The organism is Streptomyces sp. NPDC006365 (assembly GCF_042870755.1).
Classification (GTDB): Bacteria; Actinomycetota; Actinomycetes; order Streptomycetales; family Streptomycetaceae; genus Streptomyces; species Streptomyces xiangluensis.
In genome coordinates, this window is record NZ_JBIAHS010000003.1 from 664591 (window position 1) to 684195 (window position 19605).

At 69.9% G+C, this 19605-nt stretch carries 15 protein-coding genes; 10 read left to right on the forward strand and 5 right to left on the reverse strand.

The window, feature by feature from the left end:
- Positions 1 to 36: 36 nt before the first annotated feature.
- Positions 37 to 1080, reverse strand: a complete 1044-nt coding sequence (locus ACFYO0_RS12295) for an acyl-CoA desaturase (protein WP_388673923.1) — start codon at positions 1078 to 1080, stop codon at positions 37 to 39.
- 246 nt (positions 1081 to 1326) lie between these two features.
- Between ACFYO0_RS12295 and ACFYO0_RS12300 the strand changes: the two genes are divergently transcribed.
- From ACFYO0_RS12300 to ACFYO0_RS12310, 3 genes are all read left to right on the forward strand, one after another.
- Positions 1327 to 4191, forward strand: coding sequence for a DEAD/DEAH box helicase (locus ACFYO0_RS12300; RefSeq protein WP_388673925.1), 2865 nt, complete (start codon positions 1327 to 1329; stop codon positions 4189 to 4191).
- The gene (locus tag ACFYO0_RS12305) at positions 4188 to 5465 is read left to right on the forward strand and encodes an SWF or SNF family helicase (RefSeq protein ID WP_388673927.1); all 1278 of its coding nucleotides are present in this window, start codon (positions 4188 to 4190) and stop codon (positions 5463 to 5465) included. The genes ACFYO0_RS12300 and ACFYO0_RS12305 overlap by 4 nt, the downstream gene beginning before the upstream one ends.
- Positions 5466 to 5584: 119 nt before the next feature.
- On the forward strand, positions 5585 to 6931 hold the full coding sequence (locus ACFYO0_RS12310) for an esterase-like activity of phytase family protein (protein ID WP_388673929.1): 1347 nt from the start codon (positions 5585 to 5587) through the stop codon (positions 6929 to 6931).
- Positions 6932 to 6970: 39 nt separating this feature from the next.
- Here ACFYO0_RS12310 and ACFYO0_RS12315 read toward each other — a convergent pair whose 3' ends face one another.
- Together ACFYO0_RS12315 and xylA are read right to left on the reverse strand one after the other, a co-directional pair.
- Entirely contained in the window at positions 6971 to 7864 is an 894-nt protein-coding gene (locus ACFYO0_RS12315; protein WP_388673931.1) for a hypothetical protein, read from the reverse strand.
- Positions 7865 to 7987: 123 nt separating this feature from the next.
- On the reverse strand, positions 7988 to 9154 hold the full coding sequence (gene xylA / locus ACFYO0_RS12320) for a xylose isomerase (protein ID WP_388673933.1): 1167 nt from the start codon (positions 9152 to 9154) through the stop codon (positions 7988 to 7990).
- 166 nt (positions 9155 to 9320) lie between these two features.
- Between xylA and xylB the strand changes: the two genes are divergently transcribed.
- The 5 genes from xylB (at position 9321) to ACFYO0_RS12345 (ending at position 16132) form a co-directional block, all read left to right on the forward strand.
- Positions 9321 to 10766 (forward strand): xylulokinase, encoded by a 1446-nt coding sequence (xylB, locus tag ACFYO0_RS12325; protein WP_388673935.1) that lies wholly within the window; start codon positions 9321 to 9323, stop codon positions 10764 to 10766.
- 82 nt (positions 10767 to 10848) lie between these two features.
- The gene (locus ACFYO0_RS12330; protein ID WP_388673937.1) at positions 10849 to 12057 is read left to right on the forward strand and encodes an ROK family protein; all 1209 of its coding nucleotides are present in this window, start codon (positions 10849 to 10851) and stop codon (positions 12055 to 12057) included.
- Between the two features lie 416 nt (positions 12058 to 12473).
- Positions 12474 to 13085, forward strand: coding sequence for an N-acetylmuramoyl-L-alanine amidase (locus tag ACFYO0_RS12335; protein ID WP_388673939.1), 612 nt, complete (start codon positions 12474 to 12476; stop codon positions 13083 to 13085).
- Between the two features lie 107 nt (positions 13086 to 13192).
- Positions 13193 to 14497 carry a GAF domain-containing protein gene (locus tag ACFYO0_RS12340; RefSeq protein ID WP_388673941.1) on the forward strand — a complete coding sequence of 435 codons (1305 nt, stop codon included), beginning with the start codon at positions 13193 to 13195 and terminating at the stop codon, positions 14495 to 14497.
- 111 nt (positions 14498 to 14608) lie between these two features.
- Positions 14609 to 16132: an aldehyde dehydrogenase family protein gene (locus tag ACFYO0_RS12345; RefSeq protein ID WP_388673943.1), complete on the forward strand. Its 1524-nt coding sequence runs from the start codon at positions 14609 to 14611 to the stop codon at positions 16130 to 16132.
- 107 nt (positions 16133 to 16239) lie between these two features.
- Here ACFYO0_RS12345 and ACFYO0_RS12350 read toward each other — a convergent pair whose 3' ends face one another.
- Positions 16240 to 16785, reverse strand: a complete 546-nt coding sequence (locus ACFYO0_RS12350; protein ID WP_388673945.1) for a winged helix-turn-helix transcriptional regulator — start codon at positions 16783 to 16785, stop codon at positions 16240 to 16242.
- An 84-nt stretch (positions 16786 to 16869) separates the two neighbouring features.
- Between ACFYO0_RS12350 and ACFYO0_RS12355 the strand changes: the two genes are divergently transcribed.
- Together ACFYO0_RS12355 and ACFYO0_RS12360 are read left to right on the forward strand one after the other, a co-directional pair.
- Positions 16870 to 18465, forward strand: a complete 1596-nt coding sequence (locus ACFYO0_RS12355) for a phytoene desaturase family protein (protein ID WP_388673947.1) — start codon at positions 16870 to 16872, stop codon at positions 18463 to 18465.
- 21 nt (positions 18466 to 18486) lie between these two features.
- Positions 18487 to 19050 carry a MaoC family dehydratase gene (locus ACFYO0_RS12360; RefSeq protein ID WP_388673949.1) on the forward strand — a complete coding sequence of 188 codons (564 nt, stop codon included), beginning with the start codon at positions 18487 to 18489 and terminating at the stop codon, positions 19048 to 19050.
- Here the strand turns inward: ACFYO0_RS12360 and ACFYO0_RS12365 are convergent.
- Positions 18962 to 19348 carry an aldehyde dehydrogenase family protein gene (locus tag ACFYO0_RS12365; RefSeq protein WP_388673951.1) on the reverse strand — a complete coding sequence of 129 codons (387 nt, stop codon included), beginning with the start codon at positions 19346 to 19348 and terminating at the stop codon, positions 18962 to 18964. The genes ACFYO0_RS12360 and ACFYO0_RS12365 overlap by 89 nt on opposite strands.
- Positions 19349 to 19605: the final 257 nt, after the last annotated feature.

The window sequence follows — 19605 nt, forward strand, 5'->3', positions numbered from 1 at the left end:
AGGACGCGACCCTGATACGACCCTGAGTCGCGACCCCTACTCGCCCCTGAGGGGCTCCCCGACCTCGTACATGTGGCGCAGGGCCTCACGGTAGGAGTCCACGATGCCCGTTTCCACGTAAGGGATACCCAACTCTCGGCAGTGGGCGCGCACCAGAGGCTGGGCCACCCTCAGGTGAGGGCGCGGCATGCTCGGGAACAAGTGGTGCTCGATCTGGTAGTTGAGGCCGCCGAGGAACCAGTCGGTCAGAGCACCGCCGCGAATGTTGCGGGAGGTGAGCACCTGGCGGCGGAGATGACCCCAGCGCTCGCCTCCGGGGTCGGGCATTTCCATGCCCTTGTGGTTCGGCGCGAAGGCCAGGCCCAGGTGGAGGCCGAAGAGTGCCTGATGGAGTGCGGCGAAGGCGAGGGCCTGACCGATCGGCATGGAGGTGAGCAGCAGCGTCGCGTAGGCGGCGACATGGACGATCAGCAGCAAGCCCTCCACCCTGCGCTCGCGCGAAGTCTGCCGGCGCAGGTCCCTGAAGCCGTGGATCTTGAGGGCAATGCCTTCGAGGAGGGTGAGCGGGAAGAAGAGCCAGGCCTGGTTGCGGGTGAGCCAGCGACGGAAGCCGGACCGGCTGCTCGCCTGCTCGCTGGTGAAGACGAGGACGTCGGCGGCGACGTCGGGGTCCTTGTCGATGTGGTTGGGGTTGGCATGGTGGCGGTTGTGCTTCTCGTTCCACCACGAGTAGCTCATGCCCAGCAGGAGGTTGCCGTGCACGAGCCCGATCAGGCGGCTCACGGACCGGTTGGCGGTGATTTGGGAGTGGCCCGCGTCGTGACCTATGAAGGCCGTCCGGGCGGAGAGGAGGGCGAGCAGTGGGGCCAGGAGAAGCACCCACCAGGAGTGGCCGATCAGGACGATGCCGACTGCGACAGCGGCCAGGGCCAGTGCGTTGACGGTGATGCGCAGCGCGTACCAGCCGTGCCTGCGGCCGAGGAGACCCTGGCCCTTGACGGTGCGCAGGAGCGGCGTGAACTCGCTTCCGACGGTAGCTCCGGGAGGGTGTTCCGCGACGGCTGCGGCGGTCTGGGGCATGGTGGTCTCCGGTCTCTCCGGGAACGGGCTGACCTGAAGAAACGTATGGATCAGTGACCTTGGGCGACCATGACGGCACCACCCGTGTTCGACCTGGGGGATCCACCCGCCTTCAGGTGGACCTGACGACACCCCCCGAGAAAGTGACTCACGTCATAGAATTAACCCTTCCACCAAGCACCTTCGATGTTGTATTCTAGGCGACCTTGCCTTCCAGTAGTCAAATTTGAGGAATAAGCTATTCCTGTGCAGAGGAATCCCGCGGCGACCCCCTCCGAGATCTCCGAACTGGCCCGCTGCTGCGCCGTGTTCGTGCCCGCCGAACCGGCCCGCACCGGCAGCGTCGCCTTCTGGCACCCCGACGGCGACGGTCCTCCTGTTGTCGCATCAGGCTCCGTCGAGGAGCTGACCGTCGCCCTGCCCGGCGAGGACGGCGTCGAGCTGGTCACCGTGCCTGCCGTGCTGCTGCCGGTACGAACCGTGCTGCCGGTCCTCACGCGCGCGCGTGCCGCCGCATACGCGCACAGGGCAGCCGCGTTCTGGGGCGCGGCTGCCGTGCTCGCGCTTCAACTGGCAGCGCGCGGCCTGCTCTTGCCCGGCCTGAGCGCCGCAGACCATGACGCGTGGCGTGTCGGTCCGCTGCGGGCGGAGGACGTGGAACGGATCCGTGAACTCGCCGCCGCGATGCCGCCGCACGCGCATGCGGTGCCGGTCGACGAGACCGAACCGCTGCGTCTGCCCGACCCGGAACGGCTGGTGCGTGCCTTCCTCGACGCGGTCGCCGACACGCTCCCCCGGTCCGCTGCGGCGCCACTCGCAGCGGGCGGCGCGGCCTTCGCGGCGCCCGCACCGCAGCACATCCCCGAGCAACGCGCCTGGGCCGCCGATGTCGCCGCGGGACACGACGCGGGCGTACGGATCTCGCTGCGCATCGAGGTCCCAGGCCTGGAGTCGGCCGTGGCGGACGAGCCACGGCTGCCCTTCCGCGCGGTGCTCCAGCTGCACAGTGTGAGCGACCCGGCTCTGATCGCGAACGCCGCCGAGGTGTGGACCCAAACGGGCGCGTCGGGTCCGGCCTTCGGCCCACGCGCGCGTCTGGACGCCCTGCTCGCCCTGCGCCGGGCCGCACGGGCCTGGGCTCCGCTCACGCCCCTGTTGTCGGCGGCCGTGCCCGACGCGATCGAACTAGCCGACGATGAGATCAGCGAACTGCTCCGCGAAGGTGCGCGGACGCTAGCGGCTGCCGGGGTCGAGGTGCACTGGCCCAAGGAGCTGGCGCGCAAGCTGACGGCCCGCGCAGTCATCGGACCGCCGGATGACGAGCAAGGCCCGGGGCGGCTGTCGTCGGACGTGCCGTCGTTCCTGTCGGCCGACGCGCTGCTGGCCTTCAACTGGTCGTTCGCGCTGGGTGATCAGCAGTTGACGCGACAGGAGCTGGACCGGCTCGCCGAGGCGAACCGTCCCATGGTGCGGCTGCGCGACCAGTGGGTGCTCGTCGACCCGCAGGAGGTGCACCTTGCCCGTGCGCAGCAGGACCACAAGGTCACACCCATCGACGCGCTGAGCGCCGCTCTCACGGGCTCCACGGAGCTCGACGGCCGCCCGGTCGACGTACAACCCACGGGGTGGCTGGCGACGCTGCGGGAGCGGCTCGCGGACCCGGAGGGGCAGGAGCCGGTCGGTCAGCCCGCAGCGCTCGCCGCGACCCTGCGGGACTACCAGCTGCGGGGCCTCAACTGGCTGGCCCGGATGACCTCGTTGGGGCTGGGCGGCTGCCTGGCCGACGACATGGGCCTGGGTAAGACGATCACTCTTATCGCCCTGCATCTGCACCGGCAGAGCGACGAGTCGGCGGCGGGTCCCACTCTCGTCGTCTGCCCGACGTCCCTGATGGGCAACTGGCAGCGCGAGATCGAGAAGTTCGCTCCGGGCACCCCTGTGCGCCGTTTTCACGGGCCACGACGGAGCCTGGAGGACCTGGGCGACGGTGAGTTCGTCCTCACGACGTACGGCACGATGCGGCTCGACGCCGAGCAGCTGGCCGGGGCGTCGTGGGGCATGGTCGTCGCGGACGAGGCGCAGCACGTGAAGAACCCGTACTCGGACACGGCACGCCGGCTGCGGACGATCGGCGCACGCGCGCGCGTGGCGCTCACCGGGACTCCGGTGGAGAACAACCTCTCCGAGCTGTGGGCGATTCTCGACTGGACGACACCGGGGCTGCTCGGCAGGCTCGGCACGTTCCGCACCCGGTACGCGCAGGCCGTCGAGGGCGGGCAGGATCCCGGCGCGGCGGATCGGCTCGCCCAGCTCGTACGGCCGTTCCTGCTGCGCCGTCGCAAGTCGGACCCGGGTATCGCGCCCGAGCTGCCACCGAAGACCGAGACCGACCGTGCTGTGTCGCTCACCAAGGAGCAGGCAGGCCTGTACGAGGCGGTGGTCCGCGAGACTCTGGCGGAGATTTCGGATGCCGACAGCATGGCTCGGCGCGGCCTGATCGTGAAGCTGCTGACCGGGTTGAAGCAGGTCTGCAATCACCCGGCGCAGTTCCTCAAGGAGGACAGTCCGAAGATCGCGGGTCGCTCCGGAAAGCTGGAACTGCTGGACGAACTGCTCGACACCATCCTCTCCGAGGGAGCGGCCGTTCTGGTGTTCACCCAGTACGTGCGGATGGCGCGGCTCATCGAGCGCCACCTGGCGGCTCGTGGGGTGTCCTCTCAGTTCCTGCACGGCGGCACGCCCGTCGCCGAGCGGGAGGCCATGGTGCATCGCTTCCAGGAGGGCGAAGTGCCGGTCTTCTTGTTGTCGTTGAAGGCCGCGGGCACGGGTCTGAACCTGACGCGGGCCGAGCATGTCGTGCACTACGACCGCTGGTGGAACCCGGCCGTCGAGGCACAGGCCACCGACCGCGCGTACCGCATCGGCCAGACCCAGCCCGTACAGGTGCACCGGCTGATCGCCGAAGGGACGATCGAGGACCGCATCGCGGACATGCTGGCGCGCAAGCAGGAGCTGGCGGACTCGGTGCTCGGCTCCGGGGAGTCGGCGCTCACCGAGCTGACCGACACGGAACTGGCTGACCTGGTGGAGCTGCGAGGAGGCGCCCGATGAGCGATCCGTACGAAGACAGCCCGGAGCGCACCTTCGCCGCGCTGCCGCCCGCGCGCGGACGGGGCTTCGCACAGACGTGGTGGGGGCAGGCCTGGCTGAAGGCGCTGGAGGACACGGCACTGGATTCGGAGCAGGTGAAGACGGGCCGCAGGCTCGCGCGCGCGGGAGCCGTGGGAGCCGTTTCGGTACGTCCTGGACGCATCACCGCGGTGGTCCAGGACCGCGACCGTACTGCGCATCGCGCCGATGTCCTGCTTCAGCAACTGTCCGAGGACCAGTGGGACCGTTTCCTGGACATGGCCGTCGAGCGGGCCGGGCATATCGCGGCGCTGCTCGACCGTGAGATGCCGCCGCATCTGGTCGAGGACGCGGAGACCGCAGGCGTCGAACTCCTGCCGGGGCTGGGCGATCTGGAGCCCGAGTGCGACTGCGGTGCCTGGGACCACTGTGGCCATACGGCAGCGCTGTGCTACCAGATGGCGCGGCTGCTGGACCAGGACCCGTTCGTGCTGCTGTTGATGCGCGGCCGGGCAGAGCGTGAGCTGCTGGACGAGTTGCAGGAGCGCAGCGTCCCACGGGCCGAGGCGGCCCCCGTGCGGGATGAGCCCTACGAGGGCGTGGGCGCCGCTGAGGCGTACGCAGCGGCGGACATCCTGCCCCCGCTGCCTGCCACGCCTGTGCTCCCCGGAGAGCCCGGACAGCCGCCTTCGCTGGACACGGAGGCAGGGCCCGCAGCCGGCGTCGATCCGACCGCGCTGGCGTTCTTGGCGACGCAGACGGCTCGCGAGGCTCACCGGCTGCTCGCCGAAGCTCTCCGGCCCGATCACGAAGCGCATCTCGTGGAGGCGGAGTTGACGACCGCGCAGGATGCGGTGCGGCTGGCCGCGGGCGCCGCGGAATCCCCGGAGTTCCCGGTGACCGCTCGGCTCGGCGAAGGGTCGGGCCGCGACCGGGAGGGGCTGGAGCTCGGCGTCCGCGCCTGGGAGTACGGGGGTGTGACCGCGCTCGACGTGCTCGAGGCCGAGTGGACGGTGGAGGCGGAAGCGCTCGCACGAGCGCGTGCCGCCCTCGCATCGGCCTGGGAGGAGGACGAGCGGCCGCGACTGCGGGCGTCCCGCAATCGCTGGACCGTCGTCGATGGGCAGGCGCAACTGCGACTGGGGCGCGACGGCCGCTGGTGGCCGTATCGCAAGGAACGGGGACGGTGGGCTCCCGTGGGCCCGGCCGCACAGGATCCGGCGACGGCCCTCGCTCTGGCGGAAGGCCGCGAATGATCCCAACACCGCTCAGCGGATGAATGGTTGACGCTCGGCGTTCACCTGTCGGCCGTACGGCGTTCGATGCGGGGGCGGAATCTGGCCGCAGTCCACACACCTGTGCCTCAGGAGGCCTGATGTCCCCGCACGCCGTCGGTCGGCGCCACGTCCACCGTTGTGTCGCTGCGGGTGTGCCGCTGGCCCTGCTGGCCACCCTCGTGGCGGCCGGCACGGCTGTCGGCACCCCCTCGGGGGACGCGCGGGTCACGCGTACCGCGACGCTCGGCGACATTCCGCTCGGCGCGTTCAGCAACGCTCTGCTGCCGGGCAGCGTGGCCAACGACCGCGGTGTGGACCTCGGTGGCATCGGCAGCGACATCTACCCGACGGGCCGCAACGGCGAGTTCTGGACGGTCACCGATCGCGGCCCCAACGGCCAGATCACGGTGGACGGCAAGAAGCGCCGTACGTTCCCCGTGCCCGGCTTCGACCCGGCCATCGTGAAGATCCGCGTGTCCGGGGACACCGTGAAGGTGCTGGACGCGATCCCGATCACCACTTCCTCCGGGAAGCCCGTCACAGGTCTGTCCAACCAGAAGGGGCGCGACGAGGCGCCGTACTCGTACGACGCGAAGACGCCGCTCTCGTACAACCCGAACGGTGTGGACACCGAGGGAATCGTGCGCGCGAAGGACGGCGGCTTCTGGCTCGTGGACGAGTACGGGCCCTCGCTGATCCATGTCTCCGCGCGCGGGAAGGTCCTCACCCGCTACGTGCCGAAGGGGCTGAATCTGACCGGCACGGACTACCCGGTCGTCGAGGCACTGCCCTCGATCCTGCTGCACCGGAAGGTCAACCGGGGCTTCGAAGGGCTCGCCCAACTCCCGGGCGGGGACCTGGTGGCGGCCGTGCAGAGCCCGCTGTCCGTACCGGACAAGGACTCGGGGGAGGCATCGCTCACGACGCGCCTGCTGCGCTTCTCACCGAAGAAGCGGGCCGTCACCGCCGAGTACGCGTACCGCTTCGACCCGGTGAACGTGGTCGACCCGGGCGAGGACGACACATCCGAGCTGAAGATCTCCTCCTTGGTCGCCGTCGGCCGTGACCGGCTGCTCGTCGAGGAGCGCACCGACAAGGCCGCCAGGTTGCAGGTCGTGGAGCTGAGCCGGGGCGCGGACATCCTCGGTGACACGTGGGACGACGACGCCACGTCCCCGTCCCTGGAGCAGCTCGACGATCCCGCCGCCTCCGGTGTTCCGCTGCTGCGCAAGCGCCTCGTCGTCGACCTCGGCAAGGTCGAGGGGTTGCCCGGGAAGATCGAGGGCGTCGCGCGCGTGGATCACGACACGCTCGCCCTGATCAACGACAACGACTTCGGGATGACGGACGGCGAGGGCGCGTTCGACGACCAGGGACGCCTGGTGGACAGCGGAGTCGAGACGACGGTGACGTATGTGCGGCTGCCGCGCGGAAGCGGACTCTGAACGCCCGGCTCGCGTTTTCATGCCCTACGCGCGCGTGGCTCACGTCAGCGGCCTGGTGAGTTTGCGGTTCCCACCCGGGTCCGCGGCCAGACTGCACGCGACGTTGTCGATGCCGAGCTTGAAGCCGGTGGAGTCCGGATACTGCACCAGGGTGCCGCGCACGGTCCCGGCCGGCTGCTTGACCGCCTTGGCCTGCAGGGGCTTCTCGCACAGGTCCGTTGCCGCCTTCTTGAGCGCGGCATCGGTCGAGTAAGTGCCTGTCAGCTCGGTCACCTTCACGACTTCGGCGTCATGCGCGGTACGGCACGACCGCTTCGCGGCCTGGCCCGGCTTGCTGTTGTCGACGTTGAAACAGTCACCGGCCTTCAGCATGTAGTACGGCACTTCGTTGCCCGCGGGAGTCGGGAGCAGCGACTCCAGGTCGGTGGGCAGGCCGCTGGGCAGGTCGGTCGGCAGATCGGGCACTCCGGAGGGCAGGGAGGGCAGGTCGCTGGGCAGCTCCGACGGGATGCTCAGCGATGGCTTGGGCGTACTCCCTGTGGTGTCGCTGCTCTCCGCAGGTGACTGCTTGCCCGACGAGCCGTCGTCGCTGGTGGCCACCAGCACCACCGCGGCGACGGCCCCGATCGCCACGATCACGGCGAGGACGATGAACAGCGCGTTGCGGCGCCCCCTCGGACCGCCAGGTGGGCCAGGGGGCGGCGGTTGCTGCCAGTCCCCGCCGCCCTGCCATGGCGGGCCACCGCCTCCGGGCGGCGGACCGTAGCCCCCGGGGGGCGGGCCATAACCCCCGGAAGGCGTGCCGTAACCCCCGGAAGGCGGGCCATAACCCTCGGGCGGCGGACCGAAGCCTTCGGGCAGCGGGCCGAAGCCGCCGTTGCCCGGAGGCGGCGTGTCGTCCGGCGGCTGGGGCGGCAAGGGTGGCATGGCCATACCGACAAGAGTCGCCTCGAACCGGTCACCATGCGAGCCCTGCGCGGAACTTGATACGGACTCATGGCATGGATCGCACGATTCCGCAGAACTTCCGCGCAGAGCCTCACCCGCGGAGGCGCATCAGCCCCGGGCGCCCAGCAAATGGTCCATGGCCAGCTGGTCCAGGCGCTCGAACGCCATCCCGCGCGCGGCAGCGGCCTCCACGTCGAACTCCTCGAAGGCCGCGCGGTCGGCGAGCAGTGTCTGAAGGCCGTCCGCGGCGGTGGGCTGTGCCAGTTCGTCCAGACGTGAGGCGCGCAGAGCCTCCTGGACCTCCGGGTCGGCACGGAAGGCGGCCGAACGCTCCTTCAGGATGAGGTAGTTGCGCATGCAGCCCGCGGCCGATGCCCACACGCCGTCGAGGTCCTCGGTGCGCGGGGGCTTGAAGTCGAAGTGCCTCGGTCCCGCGTAACCGGCGCTCTCCAAGAGGTCCACCAGCCAGAACGCCGCCCGCAGATCGCCTGCTCCGAAGCGGAGGTCCTGGTCGTACTTGATGCCGGACTGGCCGTTGAGGTCGATGTGGAAGAGCTTGTCCGCCCACAGGGCCTGGGCGATGCCGTGCGGGAAGTTCAGCCCGGCCATCTGCTCGTGACCCACTTCGGGGTTGACGCCGTACATCTCCGGCCGCTCCAGACGCTCGATAAACGCCAGGGCGTGGCCGACCGTCGGCAGGAGGATGTCGCCGCGGGGCTCGTTCGGCTTGGGCTCGATCGCGAAGCGCAGATCGTATCCCTGGGAGATCACGTACTCGCCGAGGAGATCGAAGGCCTCCTTCATGCGGTCGAGTGCGAGGCGTACGTCCTTGGCGCCGCCGGACTCGGCGCCTTCCCGGCCGCCCCAGGCGACGTAGGTCGTGGCGCCCAGCTCGACCGCGAGGTCGATGTTGCGGATGGTCTTGCGCAGTGCGTAGCGGCGCACATCACGGTCGTTGGCGGTGAACGCGCCGTCCTTGAAGACGGGGTGCGTGAACAGGTTCGTGGTGGCCATCGGCACGGTCATACCGGTCGCGTCGAGCGCCTGGCGGAAGCGCTTGATGTGCGACTCGCGCTCGGTGTCCGAGGACCCGAAGGGGATCAGGTCGTCGTCGTGAAAGGTCACACCGTGGGCACCCAGTTCCGACAGGCGCTGCACCGTCTCGACCGGGTCAAGGGCACGCCGGGTGGCATCGCCGAACGGGTCCCTTCCCTGCCAGCCGACGGTCCACAGGCCGAAGGTGAACCTGTCCTCGGGGGTGGGCTGGTAGTTCATGCCGCGGCTCCTAGCTCGCTCCGACTATTTCGTCATGGCGCTTAACAAATTAGTATGCGGAGGCATCTCTGGGAAGAGACCAGGTGTGAAAGCCGGACCGTGTCGGTCCGGGCGCCCGGAAGCAGGCCGTATCCCGCGGAGCCGCGGAAAAAAGGGAGAGAGCCCGATGTCAGCAGCCCAGGGTCCGCTCGTCGTCGGCGTGGACACGTCCACCCAGTCCACCAAAGCTCTGGTCGTGGACGCGGCCACCGGAGAGGTGGTGGCGAGCGGACAGGCGCCGCACACCGTCTCCTCCGGGGCGGGCCGGGAGAGCGACCCCCGGCAGTGGTGGGACGCGCTGTGCGAGGCGCTGCACCAGTGCGGTGACGCGGCCCACGAGGCCGCGGCGGTGTCCGTGGGCGGCCAGCAGCACGGACTCGTCACGCTGGACGCCCAGGGTGTTCCGGTGCGCCCGGCCCTGTTGTGGAACGACGTGCGATCGGCCCCGCAGGCCCGGCGCCTGGTGGAGGAACTGGGCGGCCCGAAGACCTGGGCCGAGCGCACAGGCAGCGTGCCGGGCGCTTCCTTCACGATCACGAAGTGGGCGTGGCTCGCCGAGAACGAGCCCGAGGCGATCCGCGCGACCGCGGCCGTGCGGCTGCCCCACGACTACCTCACCGAGCGCCTCACGGGTCTGGGGACGACCGACCGGGGCGATGCGTCCGGTACGGGCTGGTGGGCATCCGGGACCGAGGCGTACGACGAGGAGATCCTCCGCCACGTGGGCCTGGACCCGGCTTTGCTACCGCGGGTGGTCCGGTCCGGCGAGGTGGTCGGGACCGTGCGCGACAGCGGTGACCTGCCCTTCTCCAAGGGCACGCTGGTCGCTCCGGGCACCGGGGACAATGCCGCCGCCGCACTCGGGCTCGGGCTGCGGCCGGGCACCGCGGTGCTCAGCCTCGGCACGTCCGGCACGGTGTACGCGGTTTCGACGCACCGCCCCACCGATCCGAGCGGGACCGTGGCGGGCTTCGCAGACGCGCGTGGCGACTGGCTGCCGCTGGCCTGCACCCTCAACTGCACGCTCGCCGTGGACCGCGTCGCCACTCTGCTGGGCATCGATCGCGAGGCCGTCGAGCCGGGCACGAGCGTGACCCTGCTCCCCTACCTGGACGGCGAACGGACCCCCGACCTGCCACACGCCTCGGGGCTTCTGCACGGACTGCGCCACGACACGACGCCCGGTCAGCTGCTGCAGGCCGCGTACGACGGCGCGGTCCACTCGCTGCTCGGCGCTCTCGACCTCGTGCTCGACGCGGACGCGGACCGCTCGGCTCCGCTGCTGCTCATCGGCGGAGGCGCGCGAGGAACGGCCTGGCAGCAGACCGTACGCCGGCTGTCGGGACGCCCCGTTCAAGTACCCGAGGCCAAGGAGCTGGTCGCACTCGGGGCCGCCGCGCAGGCCGCGGGCGTACTGACCGGCGAGGACCCGGCGGCGGTGGCCCGACGCTGGGACACCGCGCGCGGTCCGGTGCTCGATGCGGTGGAGCAGGACGAGGCGGCATTGGCGCGCATCGCCGGGGTACTCTCCGACGCGGCCCCCCTGCTGGAACGCCGACCCGATCAGCGCTGACGAGACCACCTCCGCGGGCGTCGGCCCGCACTGACCAGGACAGCCCTGAACAGGGGCCGGCCGGACGAGGACTGACGGAGGCATGACCGCACCGCTGCACGAGGCCCACCCCAGCAGTCCCGGCCGCCGACTGCCCGACACCCAGCAGGGCATGCGCCGCCGCAACCTCTCGCGCGTGATGCACACCCTCAGCGCCGAGGGGCCGCTGTCCCGTGCCGCCGTCGCCTCCCGCATCGGGCTGACCCGCGCGGCCGTCTCCACCCTCGTGGACGATCTGATCCGCTCAGGGCTCCTCGAAGAGCTCGGCCCCGAGCGCCCCGGCCGGGTGGGACGGCCCGGCTCGGCGCTGGCCGTCAGCGGGCACGGTCCCGCCGGGATCGGCGCCGAGGTGGGCGTCGACCATCTCGCCGTGTGCGCGGTGGATCTGCGCGGCGAGGTACGGGCGCGGGCGGTGCGCCACGGCGCCAACCGGGGCCGGTCTCCCGAACCGGTGCTGAGTGACCTGACCGCACTGGTACGCCAGGTCGTCGCCGACGCGGATCGCGAAGGCCTGTGGCCCGCGGGTCTCGCAGTCGCGGTGCCCGGACTGGTGGCCCGCGATGCCCGGACGGTGGTACGGGCCCCCAACCTCGACTGGCAGGACACGGATCTCGGCGCGCTGCTGCCCGGCGAACTCCCGCTGACGGTCGACAACGAGGCGAACTTCGGCGGGCTCGCCGAACTCTGGCTCAACGAGGACGCACCGCGCGACTTTCTGCATGTCTCGGCGGAGATCGGTATTGGTGGAGCGGTGGTCGTGGACGGCCGGCTGCTGCGCGGCAGGCACGGGTTCGCGGGCGAGTTGGGGCATGTGCCGGTACGTCCCGACGGCCCGGCCTGCGCGTGCGGCGGGCGGGGCTGTCTCGAGCAGTACGCGGGCGAGGAGGCCGTACTGCGCGCGGCAGGGCTGGAACCGGGCGAGGACCGCGTCGGGCTGCTGGCCGAGCGCGCAGCGCAGGATGACCAGGACGTACGGCGGGCTCTGCACGACGCCGGAACCGCGCTGGGCATCGCACTGACCGGCGCGGTCAATCTGCTGGATCCCGAAGCCGTGGTGCTGGGCGGGGCCCTGTCCGAACTGGCGCCATGGCTGCTGCCCTCGCTGGAACGGGAGTTGGCGCGGCGCACGGCCGGTCCCGCGTGCGCGGTGGCCGTCTCCAGGCTGGGGCCCGAGGGTCCGCTGCTGGGCGCCGCGCACTCGGTGGTGCGGGCTGTGCTCGATGATCCGGCGGCGGTGGCGAGCCGGGCATAGGCCGGGGCTGATCACCCGTGTGGAGCCTGTTCCAGCCCCCTCCGCCAGCCGTGTCTCCTGCCCCACTCCCCCTTGTGGGTGACTGAGTTATCCACAATTCGTGTGCCATCCACGGATTTGGCCCAACAACTTCCGTCTCAACCGGCAGGCGCCGTACCGTAATTCATGCGAGGCGCCCGCTGTCCGGGCGGCGGAGACATTTCCATGGACCGGGTGTCCAAGGACCGGGGGATCGGGGGATTCACATGTCAGGAGTAGCGCTGCTGCGGTGCCGGAACGGGTCGGTGGTGTGCGAGTTCCCGGGCGTGGCCAAGCTCCGCGAGGAGTGGCTGTCTGAACGCGAGATATCTCGCGGGCGGCACGCTCGGCTGCGCGATACGGCTCACCACCACTGACCACCGAAAGGCAGTTCTTCCTTGAATCGTGCCGGCTTCTGGCCCACTTCACTTCCCAGCAGGCGACGCGTCCTGCAGACAGCCGCCCTCACCACACTCTCCACCGCGTTACTGCCCAGCACACGGGCGGGCGCCAGGATCCCCGCGTTCGACTACCCGCCCGCCGAGTGGATCCCGGCGACTCCCGCCAACTACACGGCGTCCGACCGTCCGAGAAGCCATCCCATCGACTTCGTGATCATTCATGTGACACAGGCGACCTACGCGACCACTCTGCGGATCTTCCAGAACCGGGAGAAGAACGTGTCCGCGCACTACGTCGTGCGGTCGGCCGACGGCCGTGTCGCGCAGATGGTGCGGGAGCGCGACACCGCCTGGCACGCGGGCGACTGGGACTACAACACACGCAGCATCGGTATCGAGCACGAAGGCTGGGTGGACAAGCCCGGATACTTCACCGACGCCATGTATGAGGAGTCGGCGAGGCTGACCGCGGCGATCTGCGCCAAGTACGGCATCCCCAAGGACCGATCGCACGTCCTCGCGCACTATGAGGTGCCGGGCTCGGACCACACCGACCCGGGACCGCACTGGGACTGGACACGGTATATGAGACTGGTCAACTCCGCCTGAGGGAAGGGCCCTTGAGGCCGGAAGGCAACCGGGGCCCGGGGCGAGCCCGTACCGCGCCGTACCAAGCCTGGTCGTGGCGCTTGTCCGCGCTCGTCACCGGAGTGACGATGTCCCCAACCGCATCGCGTTCCGGGGAGGTCGAGTTGTCCGATCCATGGGTGGCCCTGGAACCGGGGTCCGATCCCCTCGAGAGGGTGCGGGTGCTGCGCCGCGCCCACGAGATGTTCACGGAGGCGGGCACGGTGCCACGGCCGGTGCGTTCCGTGGTGGCCGACTCGTGGCGTCGCTCGGCACGGGCCGGTGTGGGACCGGACGGCACGGCATCCGTGGAGCTCACGGACGGCGACCTGGGCTCCTACCGTGCGGAGCACCCACTGGCCCGGGTGATGCCGCTGTTCCGTGAGCTCATGGGCACGTTCGCGTCGGACGGCGAGCATCTCCTCGCGGTGTGCGACGCGCAGGGCAGGCTGCTGTGGGTCGAGGGCCACGCGGGGACCCGCCAGAAGGCGGACGGCATGAACTTCGTACCGGGTGCACGCTGGGCGGAGTCGGCGGTCGGTACGAACGCTCCGGGTACGGCGGTCGCTCTCGACCGGCCGGTGCAGGTGTTCGCGGCAGAGCACTTCATCCGGCGTGTGCAGCCGTGGACGTGCGCGGCGGCTCCTGTGCACGATCCGCGCACGGGGCGGCTGTTGGGCGCGGTCGACATCACCGGCGGGGACTGGCTCGCGCATCCGCACAGCCTCGGTTTCGTGCAGGCCGTGGCACGAGCGGCGGAGTCCCAACTGGCTCTGTTGACACCGGCCCCGACCACCACCGACACGCTCGGGTTGACCGCCCTGGGCCGTGATGAGGCGCTGCTCATGGCGGGCGGCCGCAGGCTGCGCCTGAGCCGCAGGCACAGTGAGATCGTGGTGCTCCTGTCCCGGCACCCGGAGGGTCTGACCGGCGATGAGCTGCTCTGCGCGCTGTACGAGGACGAGTCGGTGACGCCGGTGACCTTGCGTGCGGAGCTGGCCCGGTTGCGGCGGCTCCTCGGCGCGGGGCTGCTCGGCTCACGGCCGTACCGGCTGGCGGTTCCGGTGGAGTCCGACATCGCGGTCGTGGAGCGGGGGCTCAGCACTGGGGCGGTCACGGCTGCGGCGAGGGCGTACGCGGGTCCGCTGCTGCCCGGTTCGCAGGCACCGGAGGTGGTGCGGCTGCGCCGGAGGCTTGCCGACGGGCTGCGCGCGGCACTCGTTGCCCGCCGCGATCCGGACCTGCTGGCGGACTGGGCGCACACCGCGTGGGGCGAGGACGACCTCGACGTATGGCGGACACTCGCCGCGATACGCCCGGCGGCGCCCGTACGCGCTCGCCTCAAAGAACTGGAGGCCGAGCAGTCGGCGCCGCCCGGGTGGGCGGGACACTGACCCGACCCAGGGGTTCACTACCCGCGCAACGTACCTGCAACGTCTCCGCTCCTACCCTCGCGCCGAGAGCCGCCCAACGGCGGGCGGCCCTTCCCCGGGAGGCAGAAGAGCATGACCCGTTACGCAGCGCCCGGCACCGACGGCGCGATCGTCTCCTACCAGGCGCGCTATGACCACTTCATCGGCGGCGAGTATGTGCCGCCGGCCCGCGGGCAGTACTTCGAGAACCCGAGCCCGGTGAACGGTCAGGCGTTCACGGAGATCGCGCGGGGCACGGCGGAGGACGTGGAGCGCGCGCTTGACGCGGCTCACGCGGCCGCCCCGGCCTGGGGCCGCAGTTCGGTGACCGCACGCGCCGATGTCCTCCTCAAGATCGCCGACCGTATGGAGGCGAACCTGGAGAAGCTGGCGGTCGCCGAGACCTGGGAGAACGGCAAGCCGGTGCGCGAGACCCTGGCCGCCGACATCCCCCTCGCCATCGACCACTTCCGCTACTTCGCGGGGGCCATCCGCGCCCAGGAGGGCTCGCTCGGCGAGTTGGACGACGACACCGTCGCGTACCACTTCCATGAGCCGCTGGGTGTCGTGGCGCAGATCATCCCGTGGAACTTCCCGATCCTGATGGCGGTGTGGAAGCTGGCCCCGGCGCTCGCCGCGGGCAACGCGGTCGTCATCAAGCCCGCCGAGCAGACTCCGGCGTCCATCCACTACTGGATGAGCCTGATCGCGGATCTACTGCCGCCGGGCGTGGTGAACATCGTCAACGGGTTCGGGGTCGAGGCGGGCAAGCCGCTCGCGTCCAGCCCGCGCGTGGCGAAGGTCGCCTTCACCGGGGAGACCACGACGGGGCGGCTGATCATGCAGTACGCCTCCGAGAACATCAAGCCGGTGACGCTGGAACTCGGCGGCAAGTCCCCGAACATCTTCTTCGACGACGTTTGGGCGCAGGACGACGATTTCCGCGACAAGGCGCTCGAGGGCTTCACGATGTTCGCGCTCAACCAGGGCGAGGTGTGCACCTGTCCTTCGCGGGCGCTCGTGCAGCAGGGCCACTACAGCGAGTTCCTCGACGCGGCCGTCGCGCGCACCGAGCAGATCAAGACCGGTCACCCGCTCGACACCGAGACGATGATCGGCGCCCAGGCCTCCAACGACCAGCTGGAGAAGATCCTCTCCTACCTGGACATCGGCCAGCAGGAGGGCGCCAAGGTACTGACGGGCGGTCACCGTATCGAGCACGACGGCGAGTTGGCGGGCGGCTACTACGTCCAGCCGACGATCTTCCAGGGCGACAACCGGATGCGGATCTTCCAGGAGGAGATCTTCGGCCCGGTCGTCTCGGTCACGTCGTTCGCCGATTTCGACGACGCCATCAAGATCGCGAACGACACGCTGTACGGGCTCGGGGCCGGTGTATGGACGCGGGACATGAACACGGCGTACCGCGCGGGCCGTTCGATCCAGGCGGGCCGGGTATGGACGAACTGCTACCACGCGTACCCGGCACACGCGGCGTTCGGCGGCTACAAGCAGTCCGGCATCGGCCGCGAGAATCACAAGATGATGCTGGAGCACTACCAGCAGACGAAGAACATTCTTTGTTCTTACAGCCCTCAGAAGCTTGGGTTCTTCTAGGACCTTCGAGTGGGTGGTCCGAAGGCGCTGCTGCTCTCCGGACCACCCAGCACGACAAGCACGCTCACAACAAGTTCACCATCTTGCGCCACCACACTGCCTGCTCGTCAGGTTCCTGGTCGCGGGCCTGCCCGACCGTCACTCGGCGCGGGCCTCGCGCCGGGGCCAGGGGCTGCCAGGACGTCACTGGGCGCAGCGACGTCGTGTCCGGATTCGCAGGTTACGACCGTCCGGACCGGGCTTCCGCAGTCACGGTGGAGCAAGGAGAGCGTGGAGGCGCCGTCCGGGACGATCCAGCGCTCGGCCCAGTTGTTCAGGGCGATCAGGATGGGCAGCAGAGCGCGGCCCTTGTCGGTGAGGCGGTACTCGTCGCGTCCGCGCGTGCCGGGAGCCCGATAGCGGGTCTTTTCGAGGATGCCGTCGGCGACGAGGTCCCTCAGGCGGGCGGACAGCACGCTCGGGCTGATGCCGCAGTGGCGCTCGAAGTCGTCGAAGCGGCGGGTGCCGTAGAAGGCCTCCCTGATGATCACGCCCGTGGTCCGGGGGCTGAGGGACCGCAGGGCGAGGTTGATCGAGTCGGGTTCGATGTCCCACGCGTCCCGCTGCCACCGCTCTGGCCGGCCCTCGGTCGCTGCTTCAGCTTCGTCGCTCACGTGTCCCTCTCCGGTGTGTTGCTCAAGTTTATCCACCCCTCTAAGCTGACTTCTGTTTTTCGAAGTCAGCTGAAGGGGCACCACGTGAACATCGGTGAGAGCTACCACCGCAGCACGGCCGGGCAGGCATGGGACGCGATCGTCATAGGCTCGGGGATCGGCGGCCTGACCACAGCCGCCTTCCTGGCCCGGACCGGACAACGGGTCCTCGTGCTGGAGAAGCACACGACCGCGGGCGGCGCCACCCAGACGTTCAGGCGCGCCGGATACGAATGGGACGCCGGGCTCCACTACATGGGCGACGTCCACCGGCCCACCAGCGGCCTGCGCCGGATCTTCGACCACATCAGCGGCGGCAAGCTGGAGTGGGCTCCCATGCCGGACGTGTACAACCGGGTCTTCATCGGGGACCGGGAGTACGAGTACCGGTCCGGTGTGCAGCGGTTCAAGGACCGGATGAAGGTGTACTTCCCCCACGAGTCCCAGGCCATCGACCAGTACATCGACCTGGTGCATGCCGCGAACCGTGCGGCTCGCCCCTACCTCGCCCACCGCAGCCTCCCGCACGAAGTGGGAGACACCCTCTACGACGACATGGCCGCTCCCTTCCGCTCGCACGCGGACCGGACGGTCACCGAAGTCCTCACCGACCTCACCGACGACGCGGAACTCCGCGCGGTACTCACCGGCCACTACGGCGACTACTCCCTCGCTCCCGGCCGCGCCTCGTTCGGAATGCACGCCATGCTCATCCGCCACTACATCGACGGCGCGAACTACCCCGTCGGAGGCTCCGCCCGACTCGCGGAGACAGCGACCGACGTCATCACCGGTGCCGGAGGAACCGTCCTGATCTCCGCGGAGGTCAAGGAAGTCGTACGGGACGACAAGGGCTCGGCCTGCGGCGTCCTCATGGCGGACGGAAAGAGTTTCCGAGCGCCGTTGGTCATCAGTGATGCCGGTGCGCTCAACACCCTGACCCGGCTCCTGCCCGACCAGACTCCCGAAGCCACCCGCCTCGCCGACTCCCTGCGTGCCGTCGGCCCTTCACAGACGTACGTCATGCTCAACATCGGCATCCGGGAATCCGGCGACCGCCTCGACCTCGATCCAGCCAACATCTGGGCCCACGCCGGACCCGACATCGACGGCGACATCGCCGCATTCGAGGCCGACCCCGAACACCGCGCCATGCCGACGTACTTCATCACCTTCCCGTCCGTGAAGGACCCGACGTGGGAGAGCCGCTACCCCGGACGCACCACCATCGACATCGCGGGACTCACCACCTGGTCTTTGTTCGAACCGTACGCGGGCAGCGCCTGGATGCGCCGGGGCGCCGACTACGAGCGCCTCAAGGCCAGGCTGACCGAGGAACTGCTGGGCCAGGTCTTGCGTTTCTGCCCCCAACTGGAGGGCCGTATCGACCACACCGAACTGGCGACGCCGTTGAGCTTCAACCACTTCCTCGGCAAAGAGAGGGGTGACTTCATGTCCCTCGCCCACACCCCGCAACGGTTCGCCGTGCGTGGCCTCGGCGCACACACCCATATCCCGGGCCTCCTCCTCACCGGCCAGGACGTGGCATCGGCCGGTGTCAGCGGCGCCATCATGGGCGGCGTGGTCGCCGCCTCCGCGGCCCTGGAGCGCGACGCCCTGCAAGACCTCGAGGCCGCGTGAACGGCGGCGGCGAGACAGCCGATGCCGCGTAACCCGCGTGACCGGTCCGGCTCTCGGCTGTCGAGGGCCGATTCGCCGAGGCGAACGAAGTCGGGCGCCACCACGGTCCTGAGCGACGCCGACTTCGCCACCCCGGTCGAGGACAGGTACTTCGAGGACTACGTGCCGGGTGCCGTGTACGTCTACGGCAGCATCACCATGGCAAGGGAGGACATTCTCCGGTTCGCCGACGAGTTCGACCAGCAGAGCATCCACAACGATCCGCAGGCTGCACAGCAGGGCCCGTTCAGCGGTCTCGTCGCCAGCGGCTGGCACACCTGCTCCGTCACGATGCGCATGTATGTCGACCACTACGTCAGCAAGGTGGCCTCCCTGGCCTCACCCGGCATCGACGAACTGCGTTGGGTCCGACCGGTCAGACCCGGCGACAGGCTGTCCCTGCGGGCAACGGTCCAAAAGGCCCGCGTCTCACGGTCCAAGCCGGATCGCGGTCTCGTCACCACCGGCATCGAGGTCCTCGATCAGCACGGGCAGACGGTGCTGACGATGAGCGCCATGAACCTCTTGCTGCGCCGCCCGGACTGAGCAGACCAAGATGACGGTCCGGTGACGACACAACGCCCTGAAGGCGCGGGGCGGAGGCGTGCACTCCCGGGCCGGCGTCCGCCAGGACGGTCGGCTGGTAGAAGCAGCTGTCTCCGGGGAGCGGTCTGCCTCCGGCCAGCTGGTCGGCTCCGGCGGCGGACTCCTCGATCTGCTGCTGGATCGCCGCCCGCAGGTCATCGTGGGCGAACGGGCCGACCCGGGTGCCCCGTTCGCGCGGGTCGCCGACCCGCGAGGCTCCGACGGCCGCCACGAACGGGGCGGTAAAGGCGTCCGCCACCGGGGCGGCGACGATGCACCGCTTCGCACACCCAGCTCTGGTGGGAGTTGGTGAAGCACGCCTTCACCGCGGTCGGCGCCCCACTCCGGCATCGTCGTCCAGGACGACGAAGACGATGAGCCGGGCGGTGGCCTCCGGCACGTCGCGCCGTCGGCGACGACCAGCGTGGTCACCAGGTGTTCGGGGAAACCGGCCTCGCGGGTGCTCGCTGCGGTAACAGCCGTTTCCTCCGTGGCACGGTGAGCATGGAAGCGAAG